A 19651-nucleotide genomic window follows, 5' to 3' on the forward strand; every position below is an offset into this window, starting at 1 on the left:
ATACGATGCTCGGCAGGGATCCCGGTCTTCAGCCGGAAAGAACCGGCCTCGCCTGGTCCCGCACGGGCCTGCTGGCTCTCATCGTCGCATCCCTCTCGATCCGCATCGGGCTATCTGCCACCGCGGCATTTCATCTGCTCGCGGCATTACTTCTGGCCGCGTTGGGTTGCGCGAGCCTGCATCGCGGCCGCCAACGATCGCGCTGTACGGCCAGCGAACAAATCGTCACCAGCACAAGCCGAAAATATCTTCTGGCGGCATCAACCATCGTCGTTATCGCTTCCGCGATTCATGCGGGCACGCTGCTCGCACGACTCCTGAAATAGACGAAGATATTCCGGTCGCGACCGTTCTTATTTAAATCAGCAGCAACATAGTTGGGCAGCCGGGCGACCTCGGAATGACCATCTTCGTCTTCTTGCCGTGATCGCGGCCCTGATGATCGTCGTGTGCGTCATCGCCATGGGCGCAGGAATCCTGCGCTTCGCCCGGTGTCGAGATCGGAACAGACCACCGTGTACGGTTAAATCCGCCGGTTCTGTTCATCGACGAGAACGACCGATGGCTTAAATCCACGGGCCTCTTCGCTATCGAAACCGGCATAGGCAACGATGATGACCTTGTCTCCGGTCATCGCCAGACGCGCGGCTGCTCCGTTAAGACCGATAGTGCCCGAGCCGGCCGGAGCCTCGATGACGTAGGTCGAAAATCTGGCGCCAGTATCGATGTTGAAAATATCGACCTTCTCGTTGATAAGAAAACCGGCGGCCTCGATAAGATTACGATCAATCGAAATCGATCCTTCATAATGCAAGTCCGCTTCGGTGACCCGCGCGCGGTGAATCTTGCCTTTCATCAAAGTCACTTGCATTGAACGTCTCCTGAAGATCGCGGGCAGCCCGTCATAGCCCCATGCAACGGGGCTTACCCATGACCAGCCATCAAGCTGTTGATGTGCTATATAGCGGGGAACCCCTCCGAAAAAGGCCCAGAATCGAGCATATCGAGGCTATCGGGAAGAATTCGCAGGTCGCCGCCGGCTGCTTTGACATAAGCCTTTTTGCGCGTCCAGCACAGAAAAATCCGCCCATCCGCTGGCTCTGCCGGACATGGATTTTCGCGCCATCAACCGCCGCGCACGCGCCTTGCGGCCTCCGCGATCCGCGCGAGCTTGGTCTCGGCGGGGACTGCTGCGCAGATCGGATTGTCGGCAAAGGTCGCGAAACCGCAATCGGGATGCAGCAGCACGCGATCCGCGCCGAACAGATTCACCGCCTGCCTGATCCGCACCTCGACATCATCGCAGCATTCCACGTCGGCGCATTTCTGGTTGACGACGCCGACGCCGATGCGGGCCTCAGTCGGCAAAGCACGCAACAATTCCATCTCGCCCGCGCGCGGCGTGCACATCTCCAGAAGATACGCGCCGACCTTCATCGCGCCGAGCGTTTGCAGAAGCGGCTCATAGCTGCCCGCCAGCGCAACCGATTCATCCGGCGTCCAGTTGCCGCGACACATATGCACCGCCGTCCGCTCGCGCGGCATCCCTTCGACCACCGCGTTCATCAGGTCGCGCGCGAAGCCCAGCTCATGCTCCGGGCCACGGGACTCCGACAGCGCGCCGCACATGAAGCTCGGCCTGCTTTTCGGGCCGCTGAACACCACTTCAGACAACACCGGCTCGTCGAACTGCACCAGCGCGACGCCCGCATCGATGAGATCGGCCAGTTCGGCGCGCAACGCCGTGACGATATCTTCCGCCAGTTCCTCGCGGGACTGATAAGCCCGCTCCTGCAAGCATTCCATCCACATCGTGCGCGTCAGAAGATACGGCCCCGGCAGCGCGATCTTGATCGGCTTGTCGGTGATGGTGGAAAGGAAATCGAACTCATGCAGCGCAAGCGGGCGGCTGCGGCTGATGCGCCCGAAGATCGCCGGATGGCGAACGTCCGCCGCGGGCACGTCGAGCGCGCGCAGTTCGCGCTCGAATTCCTCGGGATCATCCACCAGCGGCAACAGATCGGTCAGCGGAATCAACTGGCAATTGTCGAGCCGGGTGGCAACGAAGCTCGCGTAACTGTCGCGGCGCTGCTCGCCGTCGGTGACGATATCGACGCCTGCCCGCTCCTGCGCGGACGCTGCAAGGCGCACGGCGTCATCGGCGGTCTGATGAAACGCCGCTTCATCGAGACGGCCCTCGACGTAGGCATGCATCGCATCGACCATCCAGCGCGGGCGCGGCCAGCTTCCGATGCCCGTCACGGCGAGCGGCGGAATCGCGGGCGCGGGTTTGCGCACAGGCGCCGCTGCGGGTTGCGCCATTGGCGCGGAAACTTTCGCGACCGTCTTTTCGTCAGTCTTGCCGTGCTCGTCGAACTTGCCCTTGCAGATCAGAAAGCTGCGCTGCTTGCCGGTCTTGGTGAACGACACCAGATCGTTCGAGGTGAGGCGGCACCACGCGGGCAGATCCTCGTCGACCGAAATCTCGGTCGAGAGAATCTCGAGAAGCTGGCCCTTCGCCATTGGATCGATGTGCTTGCGGATCAGCAGCAAAAGCCCGTTGCCGCAATCCAGATCGCCGCCGTCGAAGCTGACGTCGGAAGGGAAAGGATGGACTTGCGGAGTCGCAGCGTCGGTCATGATGATTATCTCACACGGATGTCGGATCGGCAGAGGCCGGATTCTGGGAACCATACAGGGTTTCGTACGCCGCCTGATCGAATTTCGCGCTCGGCACGTCGATGACGATGCGGCCATACGACAAGCCGATGATGCGGTCGGCGTAGGCGCGCGCGAAATGCACCTGATGCAGGCTGCATATCACGCCAACGCCATCCGTACGTGCAATGCCGCGCAGCAGTTCCAGCACGCCTGCGCTGGCGTTCGGATCGAGGCTCGCGACCGGTTCATCGGCAACGATCAGGCTCGGCTGCTGCGCCAGCGCCCGCGCGATCGCGACACGCTGCTGCTGGCCGCCGGACAGCGTATCGGCGCGCTGCCCGGCTTGCGCGAGCAGACCGACGCGATCGAGACATTCCAGCGCCAGCAGCCGGTCAGCACGGGTGAAGCGCCGCAGCCAGCCGCGCCAGGCCGGAACGTAACCGAGCCGCCCGGCCAGCACGTTCTCGAGCGCGGTCAACCGGTTCACCAGATTGAACTGCTGAAACACCACGGCAAGCCTTCGGCGCGAGTGAGCACGCATCGCGGCGATGTCGTTGTTGTCGATCCGCACGCTGCCGTCATCGGGTGCAAGCAGACCGGTCATGCAACGGAACAGCGTGGTCTTGCCCGCCCCGCTCGGCCCGAGCACCGCGACGAACTCGCCGTCATGCACGTCGAAGCTGACCTGCGCGATGGCGGCGTGGCCATCGAACGCTTTCGTCAGACCTGCGATTTTCATCCGGCAACGACCCGGCTGGCTTTCCATTGCACCAGAGCCAACCGGCATATCCATGACCTGCATCGTCTCCGCCATGGTCACACCAGCCGCTTGCGCAACCAGCCGGACAATTGATCCAGCGCGGTAACGACAACAAGGATGACGGCGATGATGGTGAACAGGCGCGGGAAATCGAGCAGGTCCATGCTGTTCTTCAATTCCTGCCCGATGCCGCCTGCACCGACCACCCCGAGCACGGTGGAGGCGCGGACGTTGAACTCCCACCAGAACAATGTCGTCGACAGCATCACCGGCAGCACATCCGGCACCAGCGCATAGGCGATGGACGTGAAACGCCCCGCGCCCGTGGTGCGCACGGCTTCCAGCGGCCCAAGATTCACATTCTCGATATGGTCCGCGAAGAATTTGGCCGCGCTACCCCAGGTATGCAGCGCGATGCCGAGTACGCCCGCGAACGGACCAAGCCCGACGGCGGCGACAAACAACAAGGCAAACACGAAGGAGTCGATGCCGCGCAACGCGTTCAGGAACCATCGTGCCGGATAATACAGGCGCGGCCATGGCGTGATGTTGCGGCTGGCAAGAACCGACATCGGGATTGCCAGAATGGTCGCCACCGTGGTGCCGATGGCGGCCATCGCGACGGTTTCTGCCGTGCGTAGCGCGAACAGCGGCAGCTCGTCGAGTTTCGGCGGCCAAGCCGTCATGATCCAGTGGGCAAGCCGTGGCAGTCCCGTCGAGAGTTTCGCGAGATCGATTCCGGCGAGATTCCACGACACCGCGTAGAAGCCCGCGACGATACCAACCATCGCCCAGAACTTGACGCGCGTTCCCGTCGAGCCGCGACGGGCGGCATCGAGATCGTCGAGCGCGCGTTCTGCCCTGCTGATCGTCATGGTCCCGACTCTAAATCACGGCGGGCCGCGGCAAAGCCGCGACCCGCATCTCAGACATATTCATGACCTGTCAGGTCTTCGGCTTGATCTTGCCGACCGCGATGCCTGCCTTCTCGATCATCTCGTAGGAGGCGTGGGTAGCTGTGACGAAGCCGGTGTAGCGCGGCGGCAGCAGCGTCTTGGCCTGCTCGACCGTGATCGCGGCCAGAATCTTCTGCACCTGGGCCCCAAGCTCCTTCGGGGCGCTCGCGGGCAACACGATGGCGTCGTTCGGCAACGGGTCCGAAGTCCAGATGATCTTGTTGGCGCCTTCCTTCACCTTGCCGCTCGCGATCATCGCATTGCGGTTGCGGTCGAAGTCGGTCGCCATATCGACCTGCCCCGAACTCACCGCGATCTCGTTGGCGGCATGCGTCGCGCCGTCAGTGTACTTCCAGTAGGTCTTGGGATCGATCTTCCAGACCTCCTTGGCGTAGTAGCTCGGGATCAGCCAGCCCGAGGTCGAGCCGACGTCAGCAAAGGAAATCGACTTGCCTTTGGTATCATCGGGAAATTTCGAAATCTGCAAGTCCGGACGCGCGATGATGATCGCATAATAGACCGGCTTGTCGTCGTACTTCACGGTCGCAACCGCCTGACAGCCCGTCTGGGCATTGGCGATGATGTAGCCCCACGGCCCCATCCACGCGACATCGAGCTGGTTGGAACCCATCGCCACCGCCATGCCGGCCCAGTCGGTGGTCGCGACGAGATCGAAATCGACGCCGAGTTCTTTCGCCAGATGCGCGAACACCGGCGTATAGGCCTTTTTCGTGTCGTCCGCATTCGGCAACAGCGGGCCGACACCGAAATGCAGCTTCTTCTTGCCCTGCGCGATCGCGGGAGTGAACAGCGTCGTCGCCGCAAGGCCCGCCGTCGTGACGATGAAATTCCTGCGCCCCTTATTCATATCCATAATGTCGTTTCCCCTGTTGAGTGCTTGACGTCGAATTTCTGAAATCATGCGCGGCGGCGGCCGACCTCGTAGCCGACGCCGAGGCAGCCCAGCAGCAGGATTCCGAAACCAGCGATCATCCCCGGCGAAAGCCCGGCCACCATGCTGGATCGTGCGGCTTCATGCGTCGCAGGCTTGGTGCCGGTGTTCACGGCCACCGTCTGCCCACTCGCCTCGACAATCGACTGGTAGGTCCGCGTCAGCATGGCGCGGCCGACATCCTTTAGAATGGCCTGCCCGGTTACGCGGCCCTGCCCAAGCACGAGATCGACGTTGGTAACACCCGCGCCACCGAGATTGACAGAACGGTTGCCCTTCTTGTCTTCGACATGCCACGCGGTGACCTTGTCGCCATCGATGCGATCAACCGCGACCTTGAAGTAGCCTTCCGGCCCATTGAACGCGGCACCTGGCTTCAGACGGATCTCATCCTTGTTGACCAGCATGAATCCGAAATTGTGCCCGGTCGGGCAGCCGACCGGATACACCGAGAAACGCGGATCAGCCGCGTAGTCTTGCCCGTAATTGAGACTGAAGGTCTTGCCGTAGATTTTCAAATTGGCCTTGCCGTCCTTGAACGGCTCCGGCCATGGCGACAGGAATCCGGCGACATCGCCATGCTCGAACACCAGCGCCTTGCGGGCATCGTGATCCTCGATCAGCAACTCGTTCTTTACCGGGCCGAGCGTACGGTCGAGAACGACCTTGCCGTCCTCGATGACCTCGATGCGCACGGTACCGGCGCTCGGATCGATTGCCGCAACCCGAACCGTGCGATTGCCTGACTTCCATTCGTCGCCCGCACTCGCGAGACCCGAGAACACTTTCTCATCGGCCAGCAGCAGGCGGTCCATGCGGATGCCGGAGATCCAGTCGAACACCATTTTCTGTGGCGTGACTTCGCGGGCCTGCCCCTGATTGTAGAGCTGGGTGAAGCGCGTGCCCCACCAGGACGGCTCCGTCTGCGACAACACTGGAGAGCCGAACGCCCATTCCCAATCGGTGCCCGCAATGGTCTTCACATGCAGCGCATGATTGGCGAGCTTCTCGTGACCGACGGTCGCGTAATACTGGTAGACCGTGCCGCCGACCACGACGCTCTTGCCCGCCGGGATCGTAACGTTCTCCTTGACGACGATGCTCATGTCGTAATCGACATAGGTCGGCATGCGGCCGAGCACCGGCATCGGCTCGCCGCGCAACGCCACCTCGCCGCCCCAGGTGTCTTCCAGATAGAACAGGCCGCCCGGCGGAATCACCACCTCGCCGTTCTCGACGCGGCTCTTGCGGATCACCACGCCATCATATTTCGGCGGGCGCGGCACGCCGAAATCGTCCTTCACCATCACGCCTTGCGGCAATCCCGGCAGGCCCGGCACATAAGCAGGCTTCACCGGCCGGTCGGCGATCTCCGAGAACGGCGGCGGCGCGATGTCGGTCCTGGCGATGGGATGCGCGAGCGGCAGTCCCGGCTTGGCGGGTTGCAGCACGGTCGCGTAGTCGGTCGCCATTACGCCTTGCGGCATCAATAATGCGGTCGCCAAGATAGCAACACCAAACATGAAAGTTTTGGGAAGCATGCCGATCTCCGCTTCTGTCGTTTTCGAATGCGGCTGGATCGGCGGCTCCGAACGCGGCATCGGGCATGAGTTGCCCCGCCGCGACAGATAAAGCGCGCCCCACCCCGTCAGCATCAGGGTGTTGAGCGCGATCAGCCATTTCGGCAGGCCCGCGAGCAGAGAACCGGCAAGCCCGAGACCGACCACCGACAACACCGGCGCGAGACAACTTACGCATATCGCCGATAGCGCCAGCACACCGCCGCCCATCGCTGCACCGGTAGCGACGCCACCGCCCGCGCGCCGTCCGATCGACAACGCAAAGCCGATGAAGGCCGCCGCCATTCCGACCGACAATGCGATCCAGATCTCGTCCTTGCGCTGGAAGCTGATCCACCACGCCTGCGAACGCTCGTAGGTGAGCTGTCCGGCGGCCACGAATTCACCGGGCAGGAAGCCGCAATTCTCGGCATCCGCCATCGTGTCCGGCATCTGGAACATGGCGAAGCTCAATGCCACGTAACCCAACGTCACGGCTGCAAACAATGCGATCAACCATCGATAGCGAAACATCAGCGTCATCCGTTCAATCAATGAAGCGCGGGCGTTCGCACCACGCGAACGCCCGCAAAATATTCGTCAGTAGCTGACGCTGGGGCAGCCATCGCCGAGGAATTCGACAAGCTTGGCACCGCCGACGATCACCGCGCCCGGCACCAGATTGTTCTCGTCGAGGGTACGCTTCTTGAAACAGGGCGAGCAGACGAACATCTGGCCGCCAGCTTCGGCAAAGCTCTTCATCAAATCCTTCAAGGGCGCGAATCCCTCTTCGTGAATGTCGTCGGCATAACCCTTCTGCGACAGCCGCGTGCCCTCGATCGAAAGAAACACCACCACCTTCTTCTCGGAGGCGATCGCCGCATTGGCGATGACGAAGGCGACGGTCGCCTTGTCGGTATCGTTCTTGGCGTGGGTCAGGCTGACGACGAAATTTCCGGCCATTTGAATCTCCTTTTGGATCGGCGTGTGAATTTTCGGATAGGGAATCAGATTTCTGTCGAGCGCACGTCACTCCCAGTCGAGACGCGAGCGAATCCAGTAGCTTTTGGTTTCGGGATCGTGATGCAGCAGTTCGTTGCGGCTGAGCCGGCACCAGACCGGCAAGTCTTCCGGCGAGCCCGGATCGACGGAGATCAGCTTGAACACCTGCCCCGGCATGGTGCGCAGACGATTGCGCAACTCGAGCAGCAGCGGGCCGCATCCGAGATCGCCCGCGTCCCATTCGACGTCCGCCAGAAGAGGCTCGTTCATAGCGAGCAGGCCAAACGGCAAGGCTGTCGCCGGCTGCGGCGCACGACGCCATCCGCTCGACATATGAACAACCGATCACAAGCCAACAGGCAAAACCCTCCCGCCCGGCTCTCACGCCAATGCGCGGCGAGCCGATACCAAATCGCGACAAGCCACGATGCGGCGTCGCGCGCAGAGGCGACAACTCACACCAGTGACATTTGGGGAAACAGCGATGATCTATCGAAGAACGCACCGCCGGATGCCGACGGTATGCAGCTCACACGGAGCATTGCGGTTCGATACGTATCGCTGGCGGAACCTTAGGTGACACGCTTTACGTGGTCAAGAACAACAACGGATGGAATGAGCCGGACGACATTCCGCCGCAGTAAAGTTGTTACGCTATTGCGCCGCACCAATGCGGAATTCCGGACATGAAGTTCAAATTTACAGATCGAAGTCATGCTCGCCGGGGCGACGACCGTGGAATGGAGTCTGTCGTCTGCGCCGCCATTCCATCAGTTCGAGAAGTTGCCGCTCATCGCATAAACTCTTGGCATGATGCGACAGCCAGGAAATGCTCTACGGACAGCAGCGCCTTTCTGCTTCTTCGAAAAGAAGCCGGCGAGTGCCTCAATAATCCCAAATAGGGTCAACCAGCCTTTCGGCGAAATCCACGATCGCGGCACGATCCCGATCGCTGACGGCAATAAAAGCTTCAAGCAATCGCAGCCGCAAATTCTCGTCACTTGCAGATGAAGCAGCGCGCAAATCCTTCGCCATCTCCGGCTCAGGATTCTTCGCAAGACTGAGATGTTTCATGCCAGTGCCCGATACATTGTCCGGCACCTGCGCGCTTCAGTGACGAAGCGCGCAGGCGAGATTAACGCTCAAGCCGCAGCCTTCTTGCGATTATCCGCAAGCCGCTTGTCGACGAGGGTCACAATGGCATCGAGCAACGGATGGCTCATGCCGATTTCCCGCGCGGTCAGTTGCACCAGCTTGTCCGCCCGCTCGATGTTCGGTGCGCCGTTGTTGAGTGCACGCGCCGCCGAGGCCGGGCGGGTCAGACTTTCCGCAGCCGCCGCGTATTTCTCGAACGGCACCATGTCGTCGCGCGAGGCGCCGAGCTTGACGCAGACATCGACCACGAAATTGTAGATCGAGCGCGATTCCTCCAGATTGGAATGAACCGCTTCCTGCGCGGTGCGCATGCCATCCGCCGTGATGCAGCGATAGTTGCCCGCCATCAGCATCGCCCATTTGGCGAGCGGCACGAACAGCGAATCGTGGAAGCGCAGCTTCACCGGCAGTTCGATCTTGCCCTCCGGCGTATCGAACCGCACGTTCTGGATGTCACGCTCCAGATTGCGCAGCATCTCGTTGCTCGCTTCATTGTCGAAGCGCGCGACCTTGAAGTTGGTCGGCAGCGTCACTTGCAACACGTTGACCTTCTCCTCCGGCGGACGCACCGCCTGCGGATCGGGGCTGCACAGCGTCAGCTTACCCGGATCGAAGCTGGCCCAGACCTCGGGCGCGGTGAAGGCCGGCTTCAGCGGATCCGCCTTGAGACCGGGAATGCGCTGCATGTAGGGCAGCGGCGGCATGTTCATGATCGACATGCACGGCACGCCGGACTTCGCCACTGCATCGAGCAGTTCGCGCACGCCGGGCGAGCCGTATTGCGGCTCCTGCATCGCAAGTCCGATCAGATCGTAATCTTTCGGGTTCACGTCGGCCGGACCGGCGGCCCTGACCTTGCCCGGCAGCTTGCGGGAATCGATCTCGATCTGCTCCTTGCGGCCGCGGATCGGCATCCGCACGCGGAAGCCTTCCTTGTTGATGAGATCGGCTTCCGCAGGCAGGCAGACCAGCGTGACATCATGGCCGCCAAACATCAGCTTGGAAGCCAGCAGCGAGCCATAGGAGGCTCCGAGGATGAGGATGTTATAGTGAGGCATGGCTCTAATCCCAGGGTTCAACTCCGCCATCTGACGGGCGGATTCGTTGAGTTCAGGTCTTGGTAGTCGTCAGTTCTTGATCACCTTCAAATGGCTTGCGAGATTGGCGCTGGTACGGTCTTCGAGGAACTTCATGGCGGCAGCGACACCGCCCGCACGATGCGGAACGCCCGCAACCGACAGTCCCAACTCGACGCCCGATAGCGCGCCCAGCAGCGTCAGTTCGTTGCATTCGCCAAGATGGCCGATGCGGAATACCTTGCCCGCGAGCTTGGTCAGCCCCGCGCCGAGCGACATGTTGAAGTTATCGAGCACCACCTTGCGGAACTGATCGGCATCGTGCCCCGGCGGCATCACAACCGCCGTCAGCACCGGAGAATATTCCGCCGGATTCTGACAAAGCACTTCGAGACCCCAGTGCTCCACCGCGGCGCGGGTCGCCGCGGCCAGACGCTTGTGGCGGGCGAACACATTGTCGAGCCCTTCTTCAAGCATCATCGCGATGGCTTCGCGCAGGCCGTAAAGAAGATTGGTCGCGGGCGTATAGGGGAAGAAGCCGCCCGCATTGGACTTGAGCATTTCCTCCCAGTCCCAGTACGAGCGCGGCATGCCGCCCGTCTTCGCAGCAGCGCGGGCCTTTTCCGAAATCGCGTTGAAGCCGAGGCCCGGCGGCAGCATGAAGCCCTTCTGCGAGCAGCTCACCGTGACATCGACGCCCCATGCCTCGTGCTTGTAGTCGGCCGAACCAAGCGAGGAGATGGTGTCGACGAGAAACAGCGCCGGATGCTTCGCGGCGTCGATGGCCTTGCGTATCTCGGCGATCCGGCTGGTGACGCCGGTCGAGGTCTCGTTATGGACCACCATCACCGCCTTGATGGCGTGGGACTTGTCCTGCGACAGCCGCTCGCCGATCGCCGCCGGATCGGCACCGTGACGCCAGTCGCCCGCCATGAACTCGACATCGAGACCAAAGCGGACGGCCATCTTCTGCCACAGCGTGGCGAAATGGCCGGTCTCCACCATCAGCACCTTATCGCCCGGCGACAGCGTGTTGACGATCGCCGCCTCCCACGCGCCGGTGCCCGACGAGGGAAAGATCACCACCGGGCCCGAGGTCTGAAAAATCTTCTGGGAGCCGCTCAACACCGCCTTGCCGAGTTCGGCGAATGCGGCGCTGCGGTGGTCGATGACCGGCATGTCGATCGCCCGCAGCACCCGCTCCGGAACAGGGCTGGGTCCCGGGATTTGAAGAAAATGGCGTCCTTGAGCGTGGGTCATAGATCAAGCCTTTTGTCTTTAATGTGTGTTCTGCTCTCAGAATATTGCATATGATATTTTATACATCAAATTATTTTTGCATACAAAATATTACATCGCAGCCCGCCAGAGACAAAGTGCGGCACCAAAAATGCCGATTTGGTCTCACCGGCTGAAGAGCATTGAAAGAAAAGACAAATTATCTCTGCGGGGAGACTGTTGTGCACTTCACGACCACAAGCAGCCATCACCAGCACCAAATATTCAATTTTAATTTTGAATTCAAAATATATATGTCACATAAGTTTTGAATGCAAAAATAGCTGGCCACTGAGAGGCTAAAAGCCCAGCAAATCCATCGACCACTGCGGCAATGAGAAGCCTGCTCGCCTTCGGGTTTAGTCCCAGGCGTGAAAGTGAGGCATGTCTTTATTATCGAGAATTGCAGCTTCGCGATTCACGCGTCGGAAAATACAAATCCATCAGAAGAACTGTTAGATTGCTCTTGCTTGACTTCCTCCCTTCGACGGCACTCTCCATGATCATCGCATCCCCTCTGGACTACCGATCCGCCGCGCAACGCCGCCTTCCCCGCTTCCTGCTGGACTATGTCGAGGGTGGCGCAGGCTACGAGCAGACCCTTCGATCCAACATCGACGATCTTCAACGGGTGAATATCAAACAGCGCATTCTCAGGAACGTCGGCGATCTCAGTCTGAAGACGGATTTATTCGGCCAACAACTGGCAATGCCCGTTGCGATCGCTCCCATCGGCTTGATGGGCATGTGCGCGCGCCGCGGCGAAGTCCAGGTTGCCAAAGCGGCCGAAGCGAAGGGAATTCCCTTCACGATGTCCACGGTTTCGGTGTGTTCGATCGAGGAAGTCCAGTCGCAGAGCCGCCAGCCGATCTGGTTTCAACTCTATGTCCTCAAAGACCGGAAATTCATGAAGAATGCGCTCGAGCGCGCATGGGCCGCCGGAATTCGTACACTTGTGTTTACCGTCGATATGCCGACACCAGGTTCTCGCTACAGGGATCCGCATTCGGGCATGTCAGGCCCGTACCGATATCCCAAGCGTATCCTCCAAGCCATGTTCAAGCCGGCCTGGGCCCTGGATGTCGGGCTCATGGGCCGCCCTCATGATCTGGGAAACATTTCCACCTACACAGGCAAAGTTGTGGGGCTGGAGGATTACATCGGCTGGCTGGCAAACAATTTCGATCCCACCATCGGCTGGTCCGACCTCGAATGGATAAGAGAATTCTGGAAGGGGACCATTATCATCAAGGGAATACTGGATCCTCAGGATGCACGCGATGCCGTGTCCTTCGGCGCGAACGGCATCGTGGTTTCCAATCACGGCGGAAGGCAGCTTGATGGCGCGGCATCGTCAGCGCGCGCTCTTCCCGCGATCGCCGATGCCGTTGGAAACGACCTCACGATACTGGCCGATTCCGGCATTCGCTCCGGGCTGGATATTGTCAGGATGCTGGCGCTCGGAGCCAAATCGGTTTTGTTGGGGCGCGCGACCATTTACGCCCTGGCTACGGCAGGACAATCGGGCGTCGAAAATCTTCTCGACATGCTCGCCAAGGAGATGCGCGTCGCAATGACACTGATGGGCGTCAACTCCGTTCAGGAAATCAATCGAGACAATATTTTCAAAGACAGCCTGCAACTTTAGGACCGTCTCTCCCCTATCCCAAGCGGTGCGGGGTCATGTCTCTGGACATCGCGCATCGAGCCAGCGGGCACAGCCCAGCAAATGGCTATCATCAAAGGGTTTACCTATAAGCTGGATGCCGACCGAAAGACCATTTGCCGATTTCAGCTTCGGCAAGGACACACACGGCCCCCGCAAAAACGTCCAGGCCGCATTCATGCTCGGCGAGCCGGTCGATGCCAGACCTCTCGGCGCCTCTTGAGTGGCGGACAAGGTAATCAACCCATCAAAGTTCTCGAAGACTTTTTGCATGTGCACTCGCCCGACTTCACCAACGATCAGCGCACGCTCATATGCCTCCCGGGTAACAGCCTCTCCCCTGCTCAAAATCTTCTGGAATGCAGCACTCAAAAGATCGAAATGTTGGGTGCGCTCCCAGGTGAAATTTCGATACGCTTCGGCATCGTGAACGCTTTGAACCGCTCGCAAGACTTCCGATAATGTCGAGCGCAAATCCAGGGTTTCAATGCAAGCGCCTTCCTCCCGGAGGCTGTCCACGTATCTGCCTATACGAGATTGGACATCGGCATTCGCATCATCCCAGCCTGGTCCCTTACAAAAGGCAAAACGAGGCTTCCTTTCATGAGGGATTCCGGCAGGCGCAGTCTCGTCCACAAGTGAATAAAACACCTGCGCGACATCGTCCAAGGTCGCCCCCAGAAAGCCGATGGTATCGAGCGTCTCCGACAGATTCAGCACGCCGGATCTGCTGACTCTTCCATATGTAGGCTTAAAGCCGACGATCCCGCAGTAAGAAGCCGGCCGAATGATCGACCCCAGCGTCTGCGTTCCCAGCGCCACACGCACCATCCCCGAGGCTACGGCAGCCGCGGAGCCGCTTGATGATCCGCCCGGCGTGTGATCGAGGTTATGCGGATTTCTTGTTGGTGTCGGAAATGCCGCGGCAAACTCGGTCGAATACGTCTTCCCTAATATCAGGGCGCCCTTTTCGCGCAGCTTTGCGACCACCGCCGCGTCTTTGACCGGCCTGTAATCTTTGTAGATCGGCGAGCCAAATGCCGTCGGCATGTCCGCCGTCTCAAAAATATCCTTGGCCGCAAGGATGACTCCGTATAGCTCCCCGCCAGCCGCGCGCCGGTCAATCGCCCTTGCCGCTTCCAGAGCCGATTCTTCATCCAGGTGGATCCACGCACGGACTTCAGGCTCCCGCGCCTTTATGACGCGAAGCGCTGCCTGGGTTTGCTCATAAACAGAGACCATGACCATTGAAATTGTTGGTGGCCCGGCAGGAATGAAACCTGCAACCAGACCGCTATGAGCGCATCGGCCAACCAGTCGATCTCAAAGTCAACGAGTTGCTTCACACGCGATGACATCTAATGACCTCTGATATCGCTATATCATAGGCGAAACGTTGGCAGTGATGACAATTGGATAGTTAGAGCTCCAATCATACCCCTACTGATGCCGATTGAACAATGCCCACCAATCGATCACATTTACGCCGCACAACACACGATGACTGCGCAGATCGCTGAAAAACCAAAATGACGATCAGCAAGCCGAGACTTTATAAATACTCGCGCTCGGTGAATTCAAATAGACTTATCCAACGAGTTGGGGAGCCTCCGCTTCGGAAGCTCCCCAACTTGATATCCGGGCCTCTTAGGGCAGATCGATTTTCAATTCGCCAGTTCGCCCGCCCTCGCTTTGGTGGAAACCCACCCGCCGTCAACTTTTAATTCAGCACCGGTGATATAGCCCGATTCATCAAGCGCCAAAAACACTGCTGCGTTTGCGATGTCTTCCGCTGTTCCCCAGCGTCCCATCGGCGTCTCCTTACCCCAATCATGCTCCGCGTCCGCCGCTTGAGCGGCATTCATTGGCGAATTGATAGAGCCAGGAGCAATCGCGTTACAGGTAATGCCAAGAGGACCGAGATCGATCGCCATGGCCCGTGTCATGCCGAGAAGACCGGATTTTGCCGAAACGTACGCGACACGATTTGGTCGGCCTACAAAACTGGCAATCGAAGCGGTGTTGATGATCCGTCCCCTGCCCGCACGCTTCATAAACGGCACCACCGCACGAGAACACAGAAACGGACCGGTGAGGTTGGTCTGGATCATCGTGTTCCAGTCCGCGTCCGTGTGCTCCAGAAACGGCTTGGTAATTCGCACGCCAACATTATTGACGAGAATGTCGATACGGCCGAATTCCCGATCGACCTCTTCCGCCATCTTGTTCATGGACGCAGAGCTTGTCACGTCGGCTTGCAGGCTGATGCTCTTTCCGCCGATTTCCTTTGCCGCATCCTTGCCTTTTTGCCCATCAAGATCGACCACAACGACAGCCGCACCTTCTGCGGCAAATGCCTTGCACATGGCCTTGCCGATACCGCTGGCGCCGCCCGTCACGATTGCCACTTTATCCTTCAGACGCATATTCGTTTCTCCTGCATGCGCTTTTATTGAACCTGGAGTAAAAGTTTTCCGCGCGTCTTGCCGCCCTCAATGTGACGATGAGCCGATGCCGCATCGGCCAGCGGAAAGACGGTATCGATCGTCATGGACAGACGCTTCTCCTTCACGAGTCTGAACAGGTCTCCAGCCCGCCCACGAATTTCGTCGGCGGTCACCATGTAATCCGCCAGATGAGGTCTTGTGAAAAACACCGATCCTGCTTCCGCGAGCGCAAGCGGCTCGATCGCATCCACGACACCCGAGCTTGCACCGAACAACACGCAAAGCCCCCTCCGGCGCACGCACCGGATACTGTCCGCAATCGTCGTCTTGCCGACTGAGTCATAGACCACGTCGACTCCCTTGCCGGATGTGAGCTTCATAATTTCCTCACGAAAATTCGTATCGCGATAAAGAATGCAATGATCAGCGCCCCGGCTGCTTGCAATATCGGCTTTTTCCGGCGTGCTGACCGTCGTGAACACCGTTGCGCCCAGATGTTTGGCGAATTGAATCAGCAGCTGTCCGACGCCGCCTGCCCCGGCATGAACGAGACAGCTCTGCCCGCGCTGTAAAGGAAAGGCAGAGTGGCTAAGATAATGGGCTGTACATCCCTGCAACATGGCGGCCGCGCCGATTTCTAACGAGATATCTCCCGGCAGCGGAACCAGCTTCCAGGCGGGCACCGCGACATATTCAGCGTATGAGCCGCGCGATAGGCAAAAGGCGACGCGCTGGTCAACCTTTATATCGCTTACACCGTCACCGATTGCTTCAACCGTACCGGACGCCTCCATGCCGATCACCATCGGCAGCGGGGTTTTATATGTGTGTGATCGGGCATACGTGCCGTTGCGCATATAAACATCAATAAAGTTGATGCCCGAATAAGCCACGCGAACTAGCACTTCCCCCGCAGCCGGCGCCGGAATTGCCGTCTCCTGAATTTCGCAAACTTCGGGGCCGCCGAACTGATTGATACTGATTGCTTTCATTATTCCTGGCCTTCTCAAAAAAGCGACATCAGGCCGCGGACGACAACCAGCAAACCGGCTGTAGCGACACAGATTGTTGATACGCTTCGGTATCGTTTCCCATCGATACGCACGAAGAGATGCGTGCCGATCGCTTGGCCCAGCAAGAGACCCGGTACGGTCAGGGCCGCGATCATCACACTTTCCTTGTTTACGATGCCGTGGATTGCTCCGAACACCAGGCTCGTCGTTCCAAGCAGAAGAAAAATGAAAGACAAGGTCGCGCGACAGCGCGCAGCGTTCCACGATGAGGACAGGATAAGCAGAATGATCGGCGGCCCTGCCATTGCCACGGCGCCTTGCATCAATCCGCTCAAAGCTCCCGCTCCCACCAATTCATACGATTTCGGATCACGGTCGAGCTTCGGTCCCAGCGCCAGCGCCACCGTCGAAAAAACGACGGCTCCCCCGACAATCAGCCGCATGACATCGGCTGGCAAAGCGCCAAGGAGAAAAACTCCGGGAATCAAGGCAGGCATTCCACCGAGCCATGCAATCGTTGCTGCTCTAAAATTCGTATCGTCCCAGTCACGCACTACTGTTGGCAGCCCCGACGGGATTTGAAGAAGAGTGGCAACGGGGACTGCGACTGCCGGCGGGTAGACCAAAGCAAGCAGCGGCGTTGCGACAATGGCGAAGCCAAATCCTGTCAATCCGCGCACGAATGATGCCACTGCGACAGCCAGCACCGCTCCTGACAAGGCGAACCAGTCCACGACGCACTCGCCTTAAGGTTTTCCGATTGCAACAAAGGTCCTGAACCCAGGCCGATCCGCCAATGCCGCATGATAAGCCGCAACACGGTCTGCAAGTGCGGACGCTCCGAGCAGCGAAACGTACCGATGCAACATGACACCGACACAGATGTCGCCGGCCGTTATTTCGGACCCGCCAAGGAGGCCATGATCCGGTAGGCTGCTTGCGAGAACCCCATTCAACAGTTTGTTCGCGGCCGCTGTATTATCTTCGACAATTTTTTCGTTTCGCTTGTCGCCAAGCTTCGCGATCTGATTGAACAGAGCCTGCATATGAGGATTTAGAGATGCCAGTTGCCAGTCCATCCACTGGGAAATTCGCGCGGCAGTCGCGGCGTCCCGGCCACAAAAACCTTCATTCGGCGTAACGGCAGCCAGATAACGGATGATCGTGTTCGATTCCCAGATCACGGTTTCACCGTCGACGAGCGTGGGAACAAGTCCGTTAGGATTCATTTTCCGGTATTCCGGCGTATCGGTCTTTCCGAACGGGCCACCGAAATCTTCCCGCCCGACGCTCGTACCGAGCTCGAATACAGCCCACAGCACTTTGCGCACATTCAGCGAGTCCGCCCGTCCCAGCAGCTTCATGGTCGTTTCCTTGTTTTCAAACTTTTTGGCTGAGAGCCATTTTGTTTATGCACGAATGAACCATTCGCCATCGGTGTGACGCAGCTCGAATATTTCCAGCGGAAGTTCTGCGATGCCGACTTCCTCGCCAGTACGGATGTCCCACTGCCAGAAATGCAATGGACACGTCAGGATCGTCCCTTCCACCGAGCCTTCCGCAAGGGGGGTATCTTGATGGGGGCAATCGGCACAGACGGCGTGGATTTTTCCTTCTGCATGGATCAGCAAGACGATCTTGCCGGTCGGCAGTGTCACTTCCCGCCGCTCGCCGTCCTCCAGGTCATCGAGAGGCCCCAGGGGCAGCCAGGTATCAGCCGAAACGGTCATAACGAATCTCTGTCGGGCTAACTTTGCACTCGGTGATCAGGGCACGCATGGTCGCGTCCACCATCGGCGGCGGGCCGCCAACGAAGAACAAAGGTTTTTGCGTGCCAGCCGTCCCGACGTTTCGAACATGAGCGCGCGCAACCTCATGGACGGGACCAAACGCGAATTGCAGCAGCGGATATTGTGCCGCGACGGATTCGGCATTCGAAACATCTGAAAATGCCACGCTCGCCTGAAATTTTCCGTCCGACTGCTCGACAAATTTCGACAGATCGTCGAGCAGATAACTCGCATCGGGATGGCGCAAACCGAAGAAAAGATGCGAGGGGTGCCGCTCAAAATGGCCGGCGGCGAGGGCATGGCGAATGATCGCAAGCATCCCTGCGATACCCGAACCTCCGGCCACGGCGATAAAGGGACGCTGCTCGGACGCTGTGAACGTGGCACGGCCAAGGGGGCCGAACACCTCAACCTCCTCATCACATTCGCCCTCGAATATGTACGGCGTGAACATCCCTTGCTGATTGCGTCGGATAAGAAGGCACAGGCGCGACTCTGCCGGCTCATGACTGATCATCGAGTAGGCGCGCGGCCCTTCAATTCCGGGAATAGACAGCAAAACGAACTGCCCGGGTTGATAACTCATGGGCTCTTTGAGAAACACATCGAACAGCCCGACGTCGGACGTCAACATACGATTAAGCGTCAGCCGCCCGCTTCTGATTGCGCAGGGCGGTTGGCAGGGAGCGAGAAACGCAGAACTCAGTTTGACCTGAAGCGGGCTTGTTGCCGCTGTCTGACACAGCAGAACCTCTCCCGAACGCCGGCACACTTTCGCGCCGGGCGCCTGCGGCCAGAGATTGTCGACCGTCCCCGTCATGATCGACGCCTTGCAGTTGCCGCAGGTCCCTGTGCCGCATTCATGCGGCAGACCGATCCCCTTCATCAGGCCCGCATGGAGAAGCCGTTGGTCCGGTTCGACTGTGAAGGCTACTCGCTCGCCCTTTCGATCAACGACCTCTACCAGCATCATGTGGTGACCACGACCTGATTGTCTTCGACGTGGACATCGTAGAAATGCAGCTTCATTGGCAGCCCGGTTTCATCCTTCACCGTTGGCAGTCCGTCGACCAGCGAAAACTCAAACCCGTGCCACGGACAACGCAGCGTCTCGCCGTAATTGCAGAATGTCATTTCATTGACGGCGTCGCTCTCGGTCGTGCCGGAGATGCAGCCATGCTCAAGCTCGGCGCCCTGATGCGGACAACGTCCTGACACCGCCCGGATTTCTCCAGACGGCAATTTGGAGAGGATAATGGGAGAACGGCCAATCTTGGCTGGAACGATCTTGCCAATTTCGAGCTCTGAAACGTCACAGATAACATGCTTGGCCATG

21 protein-coding genes are annotated in these 19651 nt (G+C 59.2%); 2 read left to right on the forward strand and 19 right to left on the reverse strand.

Going from position 1 to position 19651, the window contains the following annotated elements; genetic code table 11:
- The first annotated feature begins 5 nt into the window (after window positions 1–5).
- On the forward strand, window positions 6–326 hold the full coding sequence (locus AFIC_RS12555) for a DUF202 domain-containing protein (RefSeq protein WP_275246570.1): 321 nt from the start codon (window positions 6–8) through the stop codon (window positions 324–326).
- 197 nt (window positions 327–523) lie between these two features.
- Here the strand turns inward: AFIC_RS12555 and panD are convergent, their stop codons facing one another.
- From panD to AFIC_RS12610, 11 genes are all read right to left on the reverse strand, one after another.
- Window positions 524–871: an aspartate 1-decarboxylase gene (gene panD, locus AFIC_RS12560; RefSeq protein ID WP_275246571.1), complete on the reverse strand. Its 348-nt coding sequence runs from the start codon at window positions 869–871 to the stop codon at window positions 524–526.
- A 254-nt stretch (window positions 872–1125) separates the two neighbouring features.
- Window positions 1126–2640 carry a sulfurtransferase TusA family protein gene (locus tag AFIC_RS12565; protein ID WP_275246572.1) on the reverse strand — a complete coding sequence of 505 codons (1515 nt, stop codon included), beginning with the start codon at window positions 2638–2640 and terminating at the stop codon, window positions 1126–1128.
- A gap of 10 nt (window positions 2641–2650) precedes the next feature.
- Window positions 2651–3400 carry a phosphonate ABC transporter ATP-binding protein gene (gene phnC / locus AFIC_RS12570; protein WP_275246573.1) on the reverse strand — a complete coding sequence of 250 codons (750 nt, stop codon included), beginning with the start codon at window positions 3398–3400 and terminating at the stop codon, window positions 2651–2653.
- 77 nt (window positions 3401–3477) lie between these two features.
- On the reverse strand, window positions 3478–4296 hold the full coding sequence (gene phnE / locus AFIC_RS12575) for a phosphonate ABC transporter, permease protein PhnE (protein WP_275246574.1): 819 nt from the start codon (window positions 4294–4296) through the stop codon (window positions 3478–3480).
- Between the two features lie 70 nt (window positions 4297–4366).
- Entirely contained in the window at window positions 4367–5245 is an 879-nt protein-coding gene (locus tag AFIC_RS12580; RefSeq protein WP_420833393.1) for a phosphate/phosphite/phosphonate ABC transporter substrate-binding protein, read from the reverse strand.
- 50 nt (window positions 5246–5295) lie between these two features.
- Window positions 5296–7422, reverse strand: coding sequence for a hypothetical protein (locus AFIC_RS12585; RefSeq protein WP_275246576.1), 2127 nt, complete (start codon window positions 7420–7422; stop codon window positions 5296–5298).
- A gap of 66 nt (window positions 7423–7488) precedes the next feature.
- A complete protein-coding gene (locus AFIC_RS12590) occupies window positions 7489–7851 on the reverse strand; it encodes a DsrE family protein (RefSeq protein ID WP_275246577.1) in 363 nt (120 codons plus the stop codon).
- Window positions 7852–7917: 66 nt separating this feature from the next.
- Window positions 7918–8160: a sulfurtransferase TusA family protein gene (locus AFIC_RS12595; protein ID WP_275246578.1), complete on the reverse strand. Its 243-nt coding sequence runs from the start codon at window positions 8158–8160 to the stop codon at window positions 7918–7920.
- Window positions 8161–8775: 615 nt separating this feature from the next.
- On the reverse strand, window positions 8776–8964 hold the full coding sequence (locus AFIC_RS12600) for a hypothetical protein (protein ID WP_275246579.1): 189 nt from the start codon (window positions 8962–8964) through the stop codon (window positions 8776–8778).
- Window positions 8965–9032: 68 nt separating this feature from the next.
- Complete coding sequence (locus AFIC_RS12605) at window positions 9033–10103, reverse strand: ketopantoate reductase family protein (protein WP_275246580.1); 1071 nt, start codon at window positions 10101–10103, stop codon at window positions 9033–9035.
- Between the two features lie 69 nt (window positions 10104–10172).
- On the reverse strand, window positions 10173–11381 hold the full coding sequence (locus AFIC_RS12610) for a pyridoxal-phosphate-dependent aminotransferase family protein (protein WP_275246581.1): 1209 nt from the start codon (window positions 11379–11381) through the stop codon (window positions 10173–10175).
- 517 nt (window positions 11382–11898) lie between these two features.
- On the opposite strand from AFIC_RS12610, the gene lldD reads away from it, so the two are divergent.
- Window positions 11899–13047 carry an FMN-dependent L-lactate dehydrogenase LldD gene (gene lldD, locus AFIC_RS12615; RefSeq protein WP_275246582.1) on the forward strand — a complete coding sequence of 383 codons (1149 nt, stop codon included), beginning with the start codon at window positions 11899–11901 and terminating at the stop codon, window positions 13045–13047.
- 33 nt (window positions 13048–13080) lie between these two features.
- Here the strand turns inward: lldD and AFIC_RS12620 are convergent, their stop codons facing one another.
- The 8 genes from AFIC_RS12620 to AFIC_RS12655 all read right to left on the reverse strand — a co-directional run bounded on the left by AFIC_RS12620 (window position 13081) and on the right by AFIC_RS12655 (window position 19650).
- Window positions 13081–14307, reverse strand: a complete 1227-nt coding sequence (locus tag AFIC_RS12620) for an amidase (protein ID WP_275246583.1) — start codon at window positions 14305–14307, stop codon at window positions 13081–13083.
- 422 nt (window positions 14308–14729) lie between these two features.
- Window positions 14730–15491 (reverse strand): SDR family NAD(P)-dependent oxidoreductase, encoded by a 762-nt coding sequence (locus AFIC_RS12625; RefSeq protein WP_275246584.1) that lies wholly within the window; start codon window positions 15489–15491, stop codon window positions 14730–14732.
- A 23-nt stretch (window positions 15492–15514) separates the two neighbouring features.
- Window positions 15515–16504: a quinone oxidoreductase family protein gene (locus AFIC_RS12630; protein WP_275246585.1), complete on the reverse strand. Its 990-nt coding sequence runs from the start codon at window positions 16502–16504 to the stop codon at window positions 15515–15517.
- A gap of 14 nt (window positions 16505–16518) precedes the next feature.
- The gene (locus tag AFIC_RS12635; RefSeq protein WP_275246586.1) at window positions 16519–17259 is read right to left on the reverse strand and encodes a sulfite exporter TauE/SafE family protein; all 741 of its coding nucleotides are present in this window, start codon (window positions 17257–17259) and stop codon (window positions 16519–16521) included.
- Window positions 17260–17271: 12 nt separating this feature from the next.
- Window positions 17272–17889, reverse strand: a complete 618-nt coding sequence (locus AFIC_RS12640) for a glutathione S-transferase family protein (RefSeq protein WP_275246587.1) — start codon at window positions 17887–17889, stop codon at window positions 17272–17274.
- A gap of 45 nt (window positions 17890–17934) precedes the next feature.
- Window positions 17935–18255: a Rieske (2Fe-2S) protein gene (locus AFIC_RS12645; RefSeq protein ID WP_275246588.1), complete on the reverse strand. Its 321-nt coding sequence runs from the start codon at window positions 18253–18255 to the stop codon at window positions 17935–17937.
- Window positions 18239–19288: a 2Fe-2S iron-sulfur cluster binding domain-containing protein gene (locus AFIC_RS12650; RefSeq protein WP_275246589.1), complete on the reverse strand. Its 1050-nt coding sequence runs from the start codon at window positions 19286–19288 to the stop codon at window positions 18239–18241. Before AFIC_RS12650 ends, AFIC_RS12645 begins: the two co-directional genes overlap by 17 nt.
- Window positions 19285–19650 (reverse strand): Rieske (2Fe-2S) protein, encoded by a 366-nt coding sequence (locus tag AFIC_RS12655; protein WP_275246590.1) that lies wholly within the window; start codon window positions 19648–19650, stop codon window positions 19285–19287. The genes AFIC_RS12650 and AFIC_RS12655 overlap by 4 nt, the downstream gene beginning before the upstream one ends.
- Window position 19651: the final 1 nt, after the last annotated feature.

The organism is [Pseudomonas] carboxydohydrogena, assembly GCF_029030725.1.
Taxonomy (GTDB): Bacteria; Pseudomonadota; Alphaproteobacteria; order Rhizobiales; family Xanthobacteraceae; genus Afipia; species Afipia carboxydohydrogena.